This window comes from Streptomyces sp. NPDC025833, from assembly GCF_055558055.1.
The window spans coordinates 10,848-28,371 of record NZ_JBVHNF010000035.1 but is presented as its reverse complement, the minus strand read 5'-3'; the positions used below and the strand labels follow the sequence as shown (position 1 = coordinate 28,371).

The 17,524-nt window shown below is 70.6% G+C and carries 9 protein-coding genes, 1 pseudogene and 3 CRISPR repeat arrays (1 of these 13 running past the window's edge); of the genes and pseudogenes, 9 read left to right on the top strand and 1 reads right to left on the bottom strand.

Features of this window, described 5'->3' with window-relative positions; all coding sequences use genetic code 11:
* Positions 1-347: 347 nt before the first annotated feature.
* The 4 genes and pseudogenes from ACZ4K2_RS35835 (at position 348) to cas3 (ACZ4K2_RS35820) (ending at position 7,266) form a co-directional block, all read left to right on the top strand.
* Complete coding sequence (locus ACZ4K2_RS35835; RefSeq protein WP_467480679.1) at positions 348-1,031, top strand: HNH endonuclease family protein; 684 nt, start codon at positions 348-350, stop codon at positions 1,029-1,031.
* Positions 1,032-1,492: 461 nt separating this feature from the next.
* Positions 1,493-1,864: a hypothetical protein gene (locus ACZ4K2_RS35830; RefSeq protein ID WP_467480677.1), complete on the top strand. Its 372-nt coding sequence runs from the start codon at positions 1,493-1,495 to the stop codon at positions 1,862-1,864.
* A pseudogene (locus ACZ4K2_RS35825) lies at positions 1,848-2,937 on the top strand (IS3 family transposase); the annotation flags it as partial. The gene ACZ4K2_RS35830 and the pseudogene ACZ4K2_RS35825, both read left to right, overlap by 17 nt.
* 226 nt (positions 2,938-3,163) lie before the next feature.
* Positions 3,164-4,290: a CRISPR direct-repeat array (repeat unit 29 nt; unit sequence CTGCTCCCCGCGCCCGCGGGGATGGTCCC).
* A gap of 1,173 nt (positions 4,291-5,463) precedes the next feature.
* Complete coding sequence (gene cas3, locus ACZ4K2_RS35820) at positions 5,464-7,266, top strand: CRISPR-associated helicase Cas3' (protein ID WP_467480675.1); 1,803 nt, start codon at positions 5,464-5,466, stop codon at positions 7,264-7,266.
* Between the two features lie 185 nt (positions 7,267-7,451).
* Positions 7,452-7,726: a CRISPR direct-repeat array (repeat unit 29 nt; unit sequence GGGACCATCCCCGCGGGTGCGGGGAGCAG).
* A gap of 298 nt (positions 7,727-8,024) precedes the next feature.
* On the opposite strand, the gene cas3 (ACZ4K2_RS35815) is transcribed toward cas3 (ACZ4K2_RS35820), so the two are convergent.
* Positions 8,025-10,970 (bottom strand): CRISPR-associated helicase Cas3', encoded by a 2,946-nt coding sequence (gene cas3, locus ACZ4K2_RS35815; RefSeq protein ID WP_467480673.1) that lies wholly within the window; start codon positions 10,968-10,970, stop codon positions 8,025-8,027.
* Between the two features lie 89 nt (positions 10,971-11,059).
* Here cas3 (ACZ4K2_RS35815) and ACZ4K2_RS35810 point away from each other — a divergent pair, with 89 nt between their 5' ends.
* Genes ACZ4K2_RS35810 through ACZ4K2_RS35790 form a run of 5 tightly spaced genes read left to right on the top strand, consistent with a single transcriptional unit; the run spans position 11,060 to position 16,101 of the window.
* Positions 11,060-12,583, top strand: a complete 1,524-nt coding sequence (locus tag ACZ4K2_RS35810; RefSeq protein ID WP_467480671.1) for a type I-E CRISPR-associated protein Cse1/CasA — start codon at positions 11,060-11,062, stop codon at positions 12,581-12,583.
* Positions 12,580-13,176 carry a type I-E CRISPR-associated protein Cse2/CasB gene (gene casB, locus ACZ4K2_RS35805; protein WP_467480669.1) on the top strand — a complete coding sequence of 199 codons (597 nt, stop codon included), beginning with the start codon at positions 12,580-12,582 and terminating at the stop codon, positions 13,174-13,176. Before ACZ4K2_RS35810 ends, casB begins: the two co-directional genes overlap by 4 nt.
* Complete coding sequence (locus ACZ4K2_RS35800) at positions 13,173-14,537, top strand: type I-E CRISPR-associated protein Cas7/Cse4/CasC (protein ID WP_467480667.1); 1,365 nt, start codon at positions 13,173-13,175, stop codon at positions 14,535-14,537. The genes casB and ACZ4K2_RS35800 overlap by 4 nt, the downstream gene beginning before the upstream one ends.
* Positions 14,534-15,394, top strand: a complete 861-nt coding sequence (cas5e, locus tag ACZ4K2_RS35795) for a type I-E CRISPR-associated protein Cas5/CasD (RefSeq protein ID WP_467480665.1) — start codon at positions 14,534-14,536, stop codon at positions 15,392-15,394. The genes ACZ4K2_RS35800 and cas5e overlap by 4 nt, the downstream gene beginning before the upstream one ends.
* On the top strand, positions 15,391-16,101 hold the full coding sequence (locus ACZ4K2_RS35790; RefSeq protein WP_467480664.1) for a type I-E CRISPR-associated protein Cas6/Cse3/CasE: 711 nt from the start codon (positions 15,391-15,393) through the stop codon (positions 16,099-16,101). Before cas5e ends, ACZ4K2_RS35790 begins: the two co-directional genes overlap by 4 nt.
* Before the next feature lie 214 nt (positions 16,102-16,315).
* A CRISPR array of direct repeats spans positions 16,316-17,524; the repeat unit is 29 nt; unit sequence CTGCTCCCCGCGCCCGCGGGGATGGTCCC (it continues 712 nt past the right edge of the window).

Here is a 17,524-nt window from a genome sequence, read left to right as displayed (position 1 = left end):
GCGATCTCCCACAGCCCGTCCGGAACAATCCAACTCCACGTATCCCGCCCCATGCTGAGTCCAACGACGCCTCACCACATAGGACACGGTCTAAGAGGCCGTTCTCTTTCCGAACCTCGTGTGACGTATTGGCTGGTCAGGCATGAAGCAGCTGCTGTCGCGGCAGCCTCGGTTTGTTGCCGGTCGATGTCGTGGGGGTGGTGGATGCCGTCGATGCGGGCGGTTCTGGAAGCGCGGCAGAAGGCCGCAGCCGCGCAGGTGAAGCAACTCCAAGCCGAGTTGGAACGGGTGCGGGGCCGCTACGAAGTTCGCCAACCAGTCGGTGTTCTTCGAGAGGACCCCCGCACGTGCGCTTGATCCGTACCGCCGTTGCTGCTGCCGTCTTCGCGGCTCTGCTGTTTCCCGCTACCGCTCACGCAGCCCCGGCCGCCGGCCTCACCGGGCGCGCCCCGGGCGGGTCTGTCACCGCCCCGGTGCGTGATGCCCTGGCCCGGCTGCCGGTCGCCGTGGAGGACCGCACCGGCTACGAGCGCTCCAAGTTCAGGCACTGGATCGACGCCGACAAGGACGGCTGCAACACCCGCGCCGAGGTCCTCAAGGCGGAGGCCGTCATCGCTCCCGAGCAGGGCCCGCGCTGCCTCTTGAGCGGCGGAGAGTGGTACAGCCCCTACGACGACCGCTACATCGACGGCCCGCGCGGCCTGGACATCGACCACCTGGTCCCGCTCGCCGAGGCGTGGGACTCCGGCGCCTCGGCCTGGTCGCCGGCCGAGCGACGCGCTTACGCCAACGACCTGGGCGACGGCCGTGCGCTGATCGCGGTGTCGGCCGCGTCGAACCGGTCGAAGGCGGACCAGGATCCCACCACGTGGCTGCCGCCGACCGCAGGGTATCGCTGTCAGTACGTCACCGACTGGATCGCCGACAAGACCCGCTGGCGGCTGAGCATTGACCCCGCCGAGGAGGCCGCCCTGTCGCAGAATCTGCGCCGCTGCCCCAACGTGCCGGTCACCGTCACACTCGCCCGGTAACTCGTCCGGGGGAGGGAACATCTGCCGGGCGGGCCGTGTCATGCAGGGCGTGGGTGTGGAGGGGACAGTGTCTCCGGGTCTCACCTATCGCCTGCAGGGACGATCGTCCGGCTAGAGCCCTGCAGTGCCTTTCGCCGGGTAGGCGACCGCCCCCTTCACGACCACATGCCTGCCCGTGGCCCCGGCCGGCTTCCCAGCCGGCCGGGGCCACGCCGCGCTCCCGGTTCGGTACCGGGTGTGACGGGCACCGGCGGGGTGGCGGTGGGGTTCGTCTGCTGGAGGGTCTGGCAGTGCGCCCTCCGGCACACCGGCGCCCGGGTGAGTTGGTCACTGGCCGATCTCACCGCCGACTGCCGGCACTCGCCCACCATCACTCCCGGCCAGTAGTCGGCGGCCGACCTGAGCGCAGCCGGCGCGCCTCGGCCTGCGGACCTGGGGTCGGGGGAATGGAGGTCTCCCGTGTGTCGTTGCAGTATGAGCGGGCCGTCCTCGCGGGTGCTGCGGTCCGGGAGGAACTGCGCTCCACGGTCGCGCGGGGCCAGGCGTACGACGTCGCCCGGCACCAGCAGGCGGCGATGCCCGAGCAGCTGCTCGCGCCTGAGCCGGCCGACCCTGAGCGCGTCGACCGGGAGCCCGTTCGGCAGGAAGCGGTCGTCCTGACGGCACTGCGGGTGCTGCGGGAGTCCCGCACCGGCGTGGAGACCCTCGACCTCACAGCCGAGCGGCTGTGCCACCCCGGGTACGCTTTGGCCGGCGACGGTGGCGCATCGCGGAATACCCCCCCCGCGTCGGCGGGGAGGACCCGTCCTCCTGGCCGTCGGCGTCAACCCTGAGACCCTGAGGAACTGGGTCCGAGCGGCCGGAGCGAGCCGACCCCGGGGGCGCCGGGCGGAGGTGCCGGTCGAGCCGCCGACGCCGTTGGAGGTGGAGAACGCCGCTCTGCGGGAGAAGGTCCGTGAGCTGGAGGAGGAGCGTGAGATCCTGCGGAAGGCGGCGAAGTATTTCGCCGGGGAGACGCGCTGGTGAACCGCTTCCAGTTCGTCGCCGACTACCAGCGCCGTTACGGCGCGAAGCGGCTGTGCGCCATCCTGGGCATCACCCGCTCCAGCTTCTACTACTGCTTCTACTACTGGCGCCGGACCGCCGAGGTCCGCGCGGCCCGACAGGCAGCCGACGCCCGCCTGGCCGCCCGGATACGGGCCGTGCACCGTGAGTCGGACGGCACCTACGGCGTCCCCAGGATCACCGCCGAGCTCCGCGGGGACGGCGAGCGGGTCAACCACAAGTACATCGCGCGCGTGATGCGGAGCATCAACCTGGCGGGCGTGCGGCTGCGACGCCGGTACCGCACCACGATTACGGACCCGGCTGCGGCGAAGGCACCAGACCTGATCCGCCGCGACTTCACCGCCAGTGAACCGAACACCAAGTACGTCGGCGACATCACCTGCCTCCCCGTGGACGGCGAGAAGTTCCACTACCTGGCCACCGTCATCGACCTCGCCTGGCCGGATGGGCCATCGCGGATCACATCGACGCCCTGGCCGCCGCCGAACGCACCCGCGGCAGCCTCGCCGGAGCGGTCATGCACACCGACCACGGAGCCCAGTACACCAGCTGGGCCTTCGCCGACGCCTGCCGCAGGGCCGGCGTTCGCCAGTCCGTGAGCGCAATCGGCTCCAGAGCGGACAACGCTCTCGCCGAGTCCTTCAACGCGACGTTCAAACGTGAGACGCTGCAAGGCCGAAAGACCTGGCCCAACGAGCGCGAAGCCCACCTCGACGCATTCCGATGGCTGCACCGCTACAACACTCGGCGCCGTCACTCCAACCTCGGACACCGCAGCCCGATCGCCTACGAAACCGCATCCCGAACAGCACCAACTACGCTGATACCTGCCGCATAGCCCGTGTCCAAGATTCGGGGTCAAGGCCCTGCCGACCTGACCCGAACTCACCCCCCGCCGTTCCGGCTCCCCGGAACGGGCCACCATCCGGCTGGAGCAAGGCCGCCAAACGTCGGCGCTTTGGGAGAGGCTGATGCATACCAATAAGCTTTTGCCTAATTTGTCGGATTCGGAGAAAGTACTCGGAAACCGCCCCCAGCACGAGTAAAACCGCAGGTCATTCAGTCTGCTCCCCGCGCCCGCGGGGATGGTCCCAAGAGTGCACTGCCAATGCAACCCGCCCGAATCTGCTCCCCGCGCCCGCGGGGATGGTCCCCTCGTCAAGGGCGGCAAGGCGGACCTGGCGGCCTGCTCCCCGCGCCCGCGGGGATGGTCCCTACCCGTGGACCTACATCCCCGCCCGCACGGGCTGCTCCCCGCGCCCGCGGGGATGGTCCCTCCGACTTCCGCAGCCGCGTCGTCATCGACCGCTGCTCCCCGCGCCCGCGGGGATGGTCCCAGCCCGAGCAGCCGGACCTGACCCCGCAGCCGCTGCTCCCCGCGCCCGCGGGGATGGTCCCACCGGCAAGTTCGAGGTCCACTCGACCAAGTACTGCTCCCCGCGCCCGCGGGGATGGTCCCCAGCCGCTACAGGTGACCCTCCCGCCCGGTCTCTGCTCCCCGCGCCCGCGGGGATGGTCCCGCTCAGTTCCTGTACACGAACCGGCCGTTCGACTGCTCCCCGCGCCCGCGGGGATGGTCCCGGCCAGCCCGACGCCATGCACAAGCTCGCCGACTGCTCCCCGCGCCCGCGGGGATGGTCCCCAGGATCGGCGCGCTTGTCGCCAAGCTTGGTGCTGCTCCCCGCGCCCGCGGGGATGGTCCCAAACGACCTTCCGGTCGACGCCAACAGTCTGCCTGCTCCCCGCGCCCGCGGGGATGGTCCCGGATCGGGGAAGTCGGCGTCGCCCACGGTCCGCTGCTCCCCGCGCCCGCGGGGATGGTCCCGAGATCATGCGAGCGGCCCTGGACGCCCACAACTGCTCCCCGCGCCCGCGGGGATGGTCCCCAGCCGCACTGCTTCATGAGGCGGGCGAGTTCCTGCTCCCCGCGCCCGCGGGGATGGTCCCTACAACAGCTTCACAGTGTCGGGCATCCGCGCCTGCTCCCCGCGCCCGCGGGGATGGTCCCGGGGGCAACGAGGATGCGCTGATGCGGATCATCTGCTCCCCGCGCCCGCGGGGATGGTCCCTCCTTCATCGCGTCCGCGATCACGTCGGTGTCCTGCTCCCCGCGCCCGCGGGGATGGTCCCCCGAAGCAGGCCATGGACGCGTGGGCGGATCACTGCTCCCCGCGCCCGCGGGGATGGTCCCTCAGGAGCCCCGCACCGGTCGGTGCGGGGCTTCTGCTCCCGCGCCCGCGGGGATGGTCCCGGAGAGATCGCACTTCTCGTCCGCACAAGAGCCTGCTCCCCGCGCCCGCGGGGATGGTCCCGAGACGCCGGACGAGTACTCGGACGGCCAGGTCTGCTCCCCGCGCCCGCGGGGATGGTCCCGCGGCCACCACCTTGCAGGCCTGCCGGAAGCCCTGCTCCCCGCGCCCGCGGGGATGGTCCCCTGCTGGCGATGGGCCGCCCGTCGCACGCCGTCTGCTCCCCGCGCCCGCGGGGATGGTCCCTGCGCTGATACACCCTAATCGGCGCACCGGTGCTGCTCCCCGCGCCCGCGGGGATGGTCCCGGCAAGGTGAACGGCTACTTCGAGCCCACGGCCTGCTCCCCGCGCCCGCGGGGATGGTCCCGCCGCGCGCCAGTTGTCGCGGTCGGCCACCATCTGCTCCCCGCGCCCGCGGGGATGGTCCCCTCCACCCCTGGTGGCGGGGCAACCGCGAGATCTGCTCCCCGCGCCCGCGGGGATGGTCCCGCCCCCGTAGGCGGGGCCCGACCCGTGCGAGACTGCTCCCCGCGCCCGCGGGGATGGTCCCTCACCTTCGCCACGGCGACCGTGAAGAAGGCGCTGCTCCCCGCGCCCGCGGGAATGGTCCCGGATCGACGAGGGATTCGAGGCAGTAGGCGTCCTGCTCCCCGCGCCCGCGGGGGATGGTCCCTTCGTGAGGGTGCCACCCAGGCAGTGGTAGATCTGCTTCCCGCGCCCGCGGGGATGGTCCCGAGGTGGCGCCGGGCAAGATCCTGACGCAGGCGTGCTTCCTGCGCCCGCGGGGATGGTCCCCAAGAGGACGAGGAGGACGACCTGATCGAGGTGTGCTCCTCGTACCTGCGGGGATGGTCCCGGCAGTGAGCCGGGCGGCCCGAGCTGCCTGGAGTGTTCCCGCACTCCGCGGGGTTGGTCCCATCTCGAACACCGTTGCGGGTGGCGATACCGTCGGAGGACTGTGCCGGGCTCATCCCTCTGGGGGTCCCGGTGAGCGGTCGGTCGGCTGGTGCTGGCAGCGTCCGGCGGCGTCGTGCGGGGTGGATCGATGGGTGCAGGGGGTGTGTAGCGCGGTTGGTCAAGCATTGAGGAGAGTTTTTTCGTATTTCTCTCCGCTGTGGTCATTGTCAGCGACTGGATCGCCAGCAATCGCGACCTCTTCCCCTATTTCCCCGAGGACGTGCCGCGCACGGGGCCCGAGCGTGTCGAGGCCGCCTGGCGGGGGCTGGACCTGTCGGGCCCGTGGCGGGCCGAGATGCCGGCGGGCGACGTGCGCGAGTTGTTCGCTTCCCGGTTTGATCTGCCGCCGGACGCGCGGGTCAGGCCGGTGCAGGAAGCGGCTGTCGGTCTGGCACGGCAGATGGACGAGCCGAGGCAGATGGTGATCGAGGCGTCGATGGGGGAGGGGAAGACGGAGCCGCGCTGGCGGCGGCGGAGGTCCTCGCCGCGCGCCCGGGGGCGGGCGGGGTGTTCTTCGCGTTGCCGACGATGGCCACGGGCAATGCGATGTTCCCCCGCCTGCTGCACCGGCTGGACCGCCTGCCGGCGTCGCCGGGCACCCGCTACTCGGTGCTGCTGGGCCATTCCAAGGCTGCTCTCATGGGCAACCGGCGGTCAGCGGATCACCGCGGTCGACGTGGACGGATGCGGCAACGAGCCGTGGCGGCCGTCGAGCCGTCACCGTAACGCCGGCGTCGAACTCGTCGCTCACGCCTGGCTGCGGGGGCGGAAGAAGGCCATGCTGTCGTCGTTCGTCGCGGGCAGGGTCGATCAGTTGCTGTTCGCCGGGCTCAAGAGCCGGAACCTGGCGATGCGGCACCTGGCGGTCGCCGGGAAGGTCGTCGTCATCGACGAGGCCCACGCCTACGACACCTTTATGAGCGTCTACCTCGACCGGGTGCTGTCCTGGCTGGGCGCGTACCGGGTGCCGGTGGTGGTGCTGTCCGCGACGCTGCCCGCCGGCCGGCGCAGGGAACTGACGGCAGCGTACGCGGGCAAGGCCACCGGTGGGGCGGAGGCCTGTTTCGATGCTGTCGGCCGAGCCGGTGACTATCCGCTTCTGACGGTGGTCGAGCCCGGTGGCGCGCCGCTCCTGCGGCATCCTGCGGCCTCGGCCCGCGGCACGGACGTCGAAGTGGAGCGGCTCGACGACAGTGTGGACGTCCTGGCCGACCGGTCGGAGAAGGAACTCGTTGAGGGCGGCTGCGTGCTGGTCGTGCGCAACACCGTGCGCCGTGTCCTTGAAACCGCGGCTGTGCTGCGCCAGAGGTTCGGGCCGGCGAACGTCACCGTCGCCCATTCATGCTTCGTCGACGTCGACCGTGTCGAGAAGGACGCCTTCCTCCTGCACCGCTTCGGGCCGCCCGGCAAGGCCGATCGGCCGACGGGAGCGCATATCGTCGTGGCCAGCCAGGTCGCCGAACAATCCCTGGACGTCGACTTCGACCTCCTGGTCACCGACCTCGCCCCTATCGACCTGCTGCTGCAGCGCATGGGACACTTGCACCGGCACCTGCGCGGCGGCCGCGAGCAGACCGACCGGCCCGAGCGGCTGCGCCAGGCACGGTGTCTGGTCACCGGCGTCGACTGGAACGCTCCCGTGCCGCGGCCGGTTCCCGGCTCGCTCGCCGTGTACGGAGCGTATGCGCTGCTGCGTTCGGCCGCCGCGCTGCTGGAGCACTTCGACGGTAGCCGGCAGCGGCCGGTGCGGCTGCCGGCCGACATCAGCCCGCTGGTGCAGCGGGCCTACGCCGACGAACTCGACGTCCCGGCCGACTGGGTGCAAGTACTCAAGGACGCCCGCAGGCGCCATGACGAACACCGCGCGGACCAGGCCGAGGGCGCCGCGACGTTCCGGCTTGACGCTGCAGCCTGGCCCGGCCGGCCGTTGTTCGGCTGGGTCGCCGCCGGTGTCGGTTGACCATCCCCGCGGGTGCGGGGAGCAGAGCGTCGGCGCCGCGCAGCACCCGTGCCGGGGGGACCATCCCCGCAGGTGCGGGGAGCAGTCTTTGGTTTCAACGTTCTTCTACGGCTCGCAGGGACCATCCCCGCGGGGTGCGGGGTGCGGGGAGCAGGCCGAGGCCGAGGGCAAGATGCTTCCGCCCTGAGGACCATCCCCGCGGGTGCGGGGAGCAGACGGTCAGGCCCACGAGGGCCGCGGCGCTGATGGGACCATCCCCGCGGGTGCAGGGAGCAGGTGGCGCGCACGCGCGCCAGACAGGCGGGGCTAGGGACCATCCCCGCCGGTGCGGGGAGCAGGACGTCGCCGCGAGCAGCTTCGGCTTGAGCCGGGGACCATCCCCGCGGGTGCGGGGAGCAGCGAGGGGCGCTTGCGCAGCCTCGCGGAGCGCTGGGACCATCCCCGCGGGTGCGGGGAGCAGGACACGGACGTGGTCGCCGACAGCTTGAAAGAGGGGTCATCTCCGCGTGCGCGGAGAGCAGTCGTACTTCGGCATCGCCTTGACGACGGGGTTGGGGTCATCCCTGCGTGCGCGGGGAGCGGTCGAGGAACGCCCAGTCCATGAGGTGCGACCCGGGCCCATCCCCGCGTGAGCGGGGAGCAACCGTGGGCGTCGACCACAGCCTGTCGGCCCGCGGCGCCGTCCCCATCGGCGCGGGAGCAGCGTTCGTGCGCCCGGGTCTTCGCTCGGTCTGTGGGGCGTTGCGGAAGAGGGGTGGTCATATGCGTTCGAGTCCGGTGGTGTGGTCGTAGCGGAGTCTGCCGGTGGGGCCGCTGAGGCAGGTGCCGTCTGGGGCGAGCAGGATGACGGGCTTGTTGCGGAGTGCGGGTTGGGGGTGGGTGGGCCAGTCGGTGACGGGTTGGAGACCGCGGCGGCCGTTCCACCAGCGTGTGGGGATGGCGAGTGTGTTGGCGAGGAGGTCTTTTTGCTGGCGTCGGTAGGCGGTCACGTGCCGGCCGGGGGAGCGCTGGCCGAGGTCGGCTTTCAGTAGGCCTTGGTGGTCGTAGGTGATCGTGCTGTCCGGCTGCTGGTAGAGGATCAGGCAGTCGACGGATTCCTCTCCGAGGCGGGATACGGCTGCGATTCCGGGCACGCCTCCGCTGTCGCCGTCTCCCTGGTGGTGTCCGGATGCGAGGTCGTAGGTGGCTACGGGGGTTCGCCGTCGGCGTGTGTAGGGGCGGAACAGGCGCTCGTCGGCTTGGAGGGCCTCGTCGGCGAGCGCGTCCTGGTAGGCGGTGTGGGTGCGGTCGAGAAGTTTCTGTACCGCTCCTGCGCCTTGGACGGGGTCGCCGTAGACGCTTTCCAGGGCCCACGCGGAGTCGCGCGGAGTCTGGAGCCGTATCACCCCGTCCCTGTCACGGCGCTGCATGAGGGCATGCCAGCTGGCTGCCAGGACGTAGGGAGCGTAGACGAGGCCGTCGTAGGTGCCGGTCGGTCGCCCGGCTGCAAAGTCGGGGGGTTCCACCACCGGTAGGCCGTCGGGGTCTTGCTGCCACAGCATGGTGAGACGTGCCTTGCAGCACCAGGAGAGTCGGTGCGGGTTGTTGACGGCGTGCCGGTGGATCCGGCCGCGGAATTGTACGGCCACGTCGATGGGGCACAGGTCGGTGACGCCGTGGTCGAAGTCCAGGTCCAGGGACTGTTCGATCACTCCCGTCGCGAACACGAGCAGTCGGTCGGGCCGGTTGGGGTTGCGCCGGCCTTCGGGGCCGGGCCCGAGGAGGTCGGCGAGCCGGGTTTCGAGCAGCAGCCGGTGCCGGGGGAGCAGCATCCCGTGGAGGATGAGGATCTCGTCCGGACGCCAGCCGCTTGCGCGGGCGAGGCGGACCGCTTCCCGGTAGCGGGAGCGGCACGGGTCGACCCGCGTGCTGCGGATCACGACGCATCCGCCGTCGCGGGCCTGGTTCAACAGCCCGGCGACCAGATCCCTCTCGCCCGGGTCCTTGGTCAGTTCGATGTCCGTCGACAGCTTCGGAGTCTCGGGATCCTCGGGCAGGGGCCCACCGCGGTGGAGCCGGCCGTTTCGGTCGACCACCATGATCGGCCCGTGACTTTCGTCATCGTCGCCGGCTGTCCCGAGGCCGCGCCGCCAGGCGGCCGTCAGCTCGTTTCGGATGCTGCGGGGGAGCGTCGCCGACAACACCACCAATGACGCGCCGCCCTCCGCCAGCCACTCCACGGCGGCGCCCAGAAGGTTCTGCTGGAACAGTTCGTAGGCGTGCGCCTCGTCAATGATGACGACCTTGCACATCAGCGCTCCCAGCCGCAGTGCCCAGTGCCGTGAGCCTTGCGGGGCGAGCGCGATCTGGTCGACGGTGCCGACTCCGAACCCGGCTACCAGAGCCAGGCAGCGCCGCAGGTACCACGGGTCCAGCACCGCCAGGCCACTGGCGTCGGTGCAGGTGGACGTCTCCACCGTGCTGGACAGGTCGGTCAGCGGATCTCCCTGCGCCTGGTGTGCGTCGATCAGCTGGTGGACGAGGTCGGTGGCCTGTGCTGTGCCGTGCACGAGCGCCATGTCTCGTATCTCGCCAGGTGCCAGTACCGTCTTCAGGAACTTTTGTAGCTCCTTCGCGACCTGGTTGCCGGCCGCTCTCGTGGGCAGTGCCATGTACAGGCCGCTGTACCCGCACGTGCGCGCGAGATGGTGGGCCATCCACAGTGCCAGCCTCGTCTTGCCGGAGCCGGTGTCCGACTCCACCACGACCATGGCCTGCCCCTCGGCCGGTATCAGCCGCATGCCGTCGGCCTGGAACGAACGGGGCACCGGGGTGTCGGGCCACATCTGCTCCCACGTGATGGGCCGCGCCTGCCAGCGGGCGAGCCGCCGGGCCTGCACCCCCTGGTCGGCCTCCTGCAGGGAGGCCCGCCACCAGTCGGTGACCGGCGCGGTGTGGAGGCGGAAGCGGAAGAATTCCGTGTCGGAGGCGACCCAGTCCGCCAGATACACCAGATACAGGAAGGCGACCCGTGCCGAGGGTCGCACCGGATCGACCACCCGCGCCACGGTGCCGAGGTCGAGTCCGATCGCGCCCGCCACGGTCTGCACGAGCGTTGCGTGCACGTCCCCCCACTGGGCGACCGGCGCGGCTCCGCGGGCCCGGTCGACGCTCTCGGGGTGCGGGATGTGCCCGTGATGGCCGCCGAGCAGCATCCCCGCATCGTGCAGCCCCTCATGCCGCTCGCCGGTGCCGCCGCATTCCGTGCACGCGCACCCCAGCAGCCGGGGGAGGGCTGCGGCGGTGATGTGCTCGTGCCGGGCGTAGAAGGCGTGGGCCAGGTCGGCACCGAGAGGCAGACCCGCTGCGCGGGCCTGTTCCTCCCACGCCTTCGCCTGCGACTTCGCCCGCAAGTTTCCCCGGCCGTGCTGCCACTGCCCGAGGAAGCAGTCGGATGCTTTCCCGAGGTCGTGGAGTGCCGCCAGCAGCATCACCACCTGCCGGGCGATCGCCTCGTTCCCGGCACCGAACGCTTGTGTGAGCCGCCGGCGGATGTGCGGGGGGAGATGCCGGTCCCACAGGACTTGGGCTGTGGCGGCGACGTCCAGGAGGTGAGCGAGCAGCGGTGTCCATGACGGACCGCCGCGCCGGGCACTGTCGCCGTTCTGGTCCGTCTTGCCCCATGCCAATACCACGGTACGAAGCAATAGTTGAAGTTCGCTCACCCTCAACTCCTTTGACTGCTAACGTGCTTGGCCCCGCACACTACGGCAATCAACGATGCACATGATGAGATTCATCTGAAGGAGGTGACGTGGTTCCGTCCTGGGATCCCCGCACCCAAGCCTGCCTCCCGGCACTGACAATGGCCGGTCTGCCCAGCCGCCTCGACCTCATCGAGGCCTTCGAGAAGGCCGACGACCATCAGGGCGTGGCGGGCCGCCACCCCGGCGAGACCCTCGCCATGCTGGAGCTGCTCACAGCCGTCGCGTACGCGGCCGATGTCTACCCGGAGACGAGCGGCGAATGGCGGACCTGGGTCACCAGCCGCCGGCCGTTCACCGACGTCGCCGACTGGCTCAAACAGCAGCCCGACGAGCACTGGAACTTCTTCCACCCCGACCGGCCGCTGTTCCAGAACGCACTGCTGGCCCCCTTCATGACCCAGCACGGTGTCGGCACCTCGCAGATCGTCATGCACCACGTCGGCGACTACGTGCAGCTCTTCGACCGGCACCACCTCCACCACGGCGAGCCCCTCACCGCGGCCGACGCATTCATGGCCGTCATCACCCAGCACGTCTGCGGCAACGGCGGCCGAGGCATGATCCCCGGCAACCTTCTCGGCGCCGCCCTCAACAACCAGGCCATGTGCAGGGCCGGGCAACGCGTCCACGTCACTGCGCTCGGCCGGACCCTCGGCGACACTCTCCGCCTGAACCTGCACCCCCACGACGGCGACCCCGGCAGCTACAACTACACCTGGACCGACCGGCCCCGCCGCTCCTTCACCGCCAAGCCCACCGCCCGCATCCCCGACGGGCCGGCCGACCTGCACAGCATTCTGGGCCGGTCCATCCTCACCCGCCCCGCCCGGCTGCCCGACGGCAGCTGGGGAGTCGACCGCGTCCTCATGGGCGCCGGCGACATCGTGGACCTCACCCACGCCGGCGCCCTCCAAGGCGCCGTGATCGAGAAGAACACCCCCCTCAAGGCATCCGCCGCGCGAGCCCTGTGGCGAGAGGCCCACTCCCTGTACGCGGCCACCGCACGCCGGGAAAAAGGCATGGACCTCTACGGGCGCCTCGCCATGCTCCCCGAAGGCCACCGCGTCACCCTGTGGACCGTCGGCCTCCTCGCCAGGCCCGGCAAGCTCATCGCCTGGGTCAACGACGCCTTCCCCTACATCCCCGGCCGCGAGACCGCCCTGCGCCAGGCCTCCGAAGAAGGCTGCGCCATCGCCGAGTACGTCGCCACAGCCCTGGACGATGCCGCCTACGCCGCCTGGCGGATCGCCTACCCGAACCCGAAGCCGGCCGACAAGCAGAGCCAGCTGGCCCGCTTCAAAGCGACTGGCGAACACTTCGCCGCGACCGAACCCCTTTTCCACGAACTCCTGGACGAGGCCGCCGAAGGCACCTCCGTCCCCGAGGCCCTCACCGCCTACGCCACAGAGGTCCGCTCCAACGCCGAACGCTTCCTCACCGCCCGGCTCCGCTCCCTGCCCCCCAGCAGCCAGGGCCACCGAGCCTCCACCGAGGCCCGAGAAAAGCTCCAAGACAGCCTCAACAACCCTCGCAAAGCCCCCACATACCTGCGAAAGGAACAACCCGCATGACCCTGCCTCTCTTCGAGATCCCCCACCCCAGCCCCCCACCCGACGCCGGACAGACCACACCGGCCGCCGAACCGACTCCCGCACCGCTCCAGTACGCCACCTGGCTGGGCAGCCTCGTCCACACCCACCAGTACGGCAAGCTGGCCGACCTGCGCCGCCCGGCGACCGCCGAAAGCCCCACGCACTTCGAAGCCCGCGCTTTCGCCCCCACCGACGAGCACCGGGCCCTCTACCGTCAGGTCGGCTTCCTCTTCGCCCGCTACCACGCAGGCAAGACCAAGCCCCACTACGGCCGCGGCAGCATGGGCTCCGCGATCCGCGCCATCGGCTACGACGGAGCCCGGGGCCCCTCCAACCCCGGCGCCGAACGCCTCATGATGCGCATCCTCCCGGCCCGCCAGATCCCCTGGCGCCACCTCCAGCACGCCATCGAACGCATCCGCGCCGGCGAGACCACACCGCCCTCCTGGGCCCAGCTCGTCACCGACCTCACCCACTGGACAGACCGCGGACGCCCCACCCCTCAAGCGTGGGGCGACGCCTTCTACACCCGCCGTCGCACCACCACCCGCACGAACGGAGCCGCCACGTGACCAACAGCAAGCCCCAGTACCTGTCTCTGCACGCCCTGGAGACCTTCGCCGCCGCCCTTCCCGTCCGCGACGAGAACGGCCAGCCCAAAGCATTCGTCTACGGCGGCGCCGAACGCACCGCCATCTCCGCCCAGGCCCGCCGCCGAGCCGAACGCACCCACTCCCGCCACCGCGCCAACCGAGGCGAAGGCCCCCTCGCCTCCTACAGCAGCGGCAGGCGCACCCGCGAATGGGCCCTGTTCACCCGAGACGCCCTGGTCAAGAACCACGACTGGGACCCCGACCAGGCCATCTACGCCGCCAAGGCCGCACTCGAAGGACTCGGCCTGAAATTCGGCGACAAGGAGTCCACCGCCCTGCTCACCAAGGTGCTCTTCTACGCACCCGAAGACTCCGGTGACCGGATCGCCGATCACATCAGCACCCACGCCGACGCCTTCAACACGTGGCTGACCCAGTACACGGCCGCCAAGACAGAAGCCGCCGCCAAGGAAGAGGCCAAGAAGAACGCGAAGAAGAACGCCCGGAAGAAGACCACGACCGACGTTGACGAACCGGCCCAGCCAGCCCCCAAGGACAGCAAGGAAGACAAGGAGGAGGACGTCAAGATCCCGCCGCTGCCCAAAGATCTCCGCACCGGCATCCTCACCGCATTCGCCCCCCGAGACGCCATCGACATCACCATCTTCGGCCGGTTCCTCGCCGAGGTCGCCGAGCTGCGCACCGTGGACGGTGCCGCACAGCACTCCTGGGCCTTCACCATTGCGCCTGCCGAGCACATCGACGACTTCTACGCCGCCGCCGACGACGCCAAGCTCGAACGCCGCGAAAACGCACTCGACTTCCTCGACGCCGCCGACAACGCCGGCGCCGGCATGACCGGCTACCAGTCACTCATCTCCGGCACCTTCTACCGCCACGCCGCCCTCGACCGGCACAAGCTCCGGGTCAACCTCCGCAGTGCAGGCATGACCGAGGACAAAGCCGAAATTGCCGCACAGGCCGCCGAAGCCGAGTTCGTTCAGGCGTTCGTGGACGCCGTCCCCCGGGCCAAGGCCAACAGCACCGCATCCACCGGCACCCTCCCCAACCTCGTCCTCGTCCACGAAGGCGCCCGCCCCTACTTCTACGCCGCCGCCTTCCAGTCCCACATCGATGAAACCTCCGACGGGCCCGCCGCCCTCGCAGGCGCCAAGAGGCTCCTCGACCACCACCGCCTCATCACCACCAAGCGCACCGACGCCACCCCCGGCCGTCTCCTCACCTACGACCTCGACATCCAGGAACTGATCCACCAGCTCACCGCCGACGGCACCCTCCCCGCTAACGAGGCCGCAACCCTGGAGGAACTCACCGCATGAACAGCACTACTCCCCGCGCAGGCAGGGAAGTGGCCACGCTTCTCATCCGACTCGCAGGCCCCCTTCAAGCCTGGGGTACTTCCGGCGCGTTCGAGCGTCGCGCCACCCACATGCGACCCACTAAATCCGCAGTCATCGGCCTCATCGCAGCCGCCCTCGGCTACGACCGCGAAGACCCACTCGGCGCCCTCGCCGAACTCCGCTACGGCGTCCGCGCCGACCGCCCCGGCACCCCCTACCGCGACTATCACGTCGTCGGCGGCGGCCCCTACCCCCTACGCCCCCGCGACCTCATCACCGACCACCGCCGCGCCGCCAAGGCCACAACTCTGGAGGACGCCACGGGCGCCCACTTCGGTCAGCACCACATCGACGGCTGGTACGGAGCCCCCAAATACATCGAAGCGGACCCCGACACCGGCCACCTGCTCACCGCGGCCAAAGCCGTCCTGCGCAACCCCGCCGTCAGCGAACGCTGGTACCTCGCCGACGCGGCATTCGTCGCCGCCGTCCAACACCACGACACGACCCTCCTGAATACCATCTCCCACCACCTCGAGCACCCCCGTCGGCTTCTCTGGCTCGGCCGTAAGTCATGCCCCCCCACCGGCGACCTCTCCGGCGGCGTTCACTCCGGCACCCTCGAACACGTCCTCACCCACGCCCCCCTCCTCGAGGAAGCCGACACCCCACGCCCCTGGGCCTGGATCGACGCCCCTTCCGGCGCACCCCGCGCCGTCCCCATCGACGACCAGCCCGTCACCTTTCACCCCGAAAACCGCACCCATGCCACCCGCTGGGAAACCCGCACCCGAATCACCCCCACCCCGACCATCGAATGGACGCCCACCCCGTGAGCACACCCACGCGCTTCGTCGCCACCCAAAGTGTCCTCACCCTCGACACCCGCCACCCCGACGTCATCCGCGCTATGAACGACGTCCACGACATGCACCGCCTCGTCATGAGCGGCCACCGGGGTTGGGTGCCCGGCGGCCAAACCGACGCCCGCTCACAGATGGGCGTGCTCTCCGCCTGGACCGTCAACCTGCGTACCCAGACCCTCACCCTCATCACCCAGGCCCGCGTCACCCCCGACTGGACACCCGTTGCCCGCGCCGCGCTGCTGGAAGCACCCCATCTGATCAGCATTGACCAGACCATCAAGGCCGGCGACACCTACACCTTCCGCGCTTTCATCAACCCCATCCGCTCGGTCATGCCCACTGTCGGCCCGAAGAAGGGCCAACGCGGACGACGCATGGCCAGCACGTCCCCGCACCACGCGGCCGAGTGGTTCACACAGCGACTTCAGCCCAAAGGCGAACCACCCATCGGGCCATCCAGCATCAAACGGATCGGTGCCGACGCCGACCCGGCACGCATCACGACCACAATGCTGCCGCCACTCGTCTCCACAGCGAAAAAGGGCCTAAAAGTCGTCCGAGCCGAAGTCCGAGGCCAGCTCACCGTTACTGACCCGGCCACCTTTGCGCACACCCTCACCGAAGGACTCGGCAAAGCCCGCTCCTACGGAGTTGGCCTCCTCCTCGTACGCAAGTAACATCCCAACCGGCCGGACCCCTCGATTCCGGCCGGACACATTCTCCGCGCAAGCGAAGATCGGCCAGATGCACACGAAGACATCGACCGATTCCCCGCGCAGGCAGGGACTGCCACAGCTCAGGAGATCTTGACGAGCTCACCACAGTGGAGGGGCTTCCCGTACTCGCAGGGGATGATCCCGAGCACGGCAACGCGATCCTGCGGACGCGGAACTGCTCCCTGCGCCCGCAGGGAGGGTCCCTTATCGTCGGCTACCTGCGCCTCGAGGCCGCTGTGCTCCCCGCGCCCGCGGGGATGGTCCCTACACGGAGGCCGCCTAGACCAACTTCACGACCTGCTCCCCGCGCCCGCGGGGATGGTCCCTCCGGTTCGGGGTGCTCGCCGAGGTCGGGCATCTGCTCCCCGCGCCCGCGGGGATGGTCCCCAGGGGATCCCGTCCCACGTCATGATGCTCTCCTGCTCCCCGCGCCCGCGGGGATGGTCCCGACTGGGACGTGCAGCTCAACTGCACCCCGGCCTGCTCCCCGCGCCCGCGGGGATGGTCCCTGCACCCTGTCCCGGACCGTGCCGAGCGCCAGCTGCTTCCCGCGCCCGCGGGGATGGTCCCATCCGGCACCTCATGCGCCCGTCGGCGCCCGACTGCTCCCCGCGCCCGCGGGGATGGTCCCGACGTGGTGAGCGCCGGGATGATCGCCACGTGCTGCTCCCCGCGCCCGCGGGGATGGTCCCCACGTGCCGTCCTCGGTGCGCAGCCAGCGAATCTGCTCCCCGCGCCCGCGGGGATGGTCCCCAGCGTGGTCGGCGGCGGCCCGACTCCCGGCGCTGCTCCCCGCGCCCGCGGGGATGGTCCCACGCCTGGCCGTCCTGCTCCGGGGCAGCGGTACTGCTCCCCGCGCCCGCGGGGATGGTCCCGTCGGCCCGGTCGACGTAGACATCGCGCCGACCTGCTCCCCGCGCCCGCGGGGATGGTCTCACGCAGGCCGTGGCCGCCTTGGAGGCCGTCGGCTGCTCCCCGCGCCCGCGGGGATGGTCCCCGCCCGTGCCGGGCCTGGACGTCCAGGCCGAGCTGCTCCCCGCGCCCGCGGGGATGGTCCTCTCGCAGGCAAATGCCCGTCAACAACTCGGCCACTGCTCCCCGCGCCCGCGGGGATGGTCCCAGCTTGTCGAGATTCATGGTTCCCCCTCTCGGCTGCTCCCCGCGCCCGCGGGGATGGTCCCAGCCGCGCGGCGTCGGCGATCCGGATGGTGTCCTGCTCCCCGCGCCCGCGGGGATGGTCCCGCGTGGCCTGGCTTCCCGGCGGCCAAACTCAACTGCTCCCCGCGCCCGCGGGGATGGTCCCTACCGCCTCTGGCTCGCCGGCTCCCGCAGCGACTGCTCCCCGCGCCCGCCGGGATGGTCCCTCGGTGAGGAACCGCGCGAT

Coding starts and splice junctions, on each gene's coding strand:
- cas5e (WP_467480665.1), top strand. CDS start 14,534: ATGAACAGCACTACTCCCCGCGCAGGCAGGGAAGTGGCCACGCTTCTC.
- casB (WP_467480669.1), top strand. CDS start 12,580: ATGACCCTGCCTCTCTTCGAGATCCCCCACCCCAGCCCCCCACCCGAC.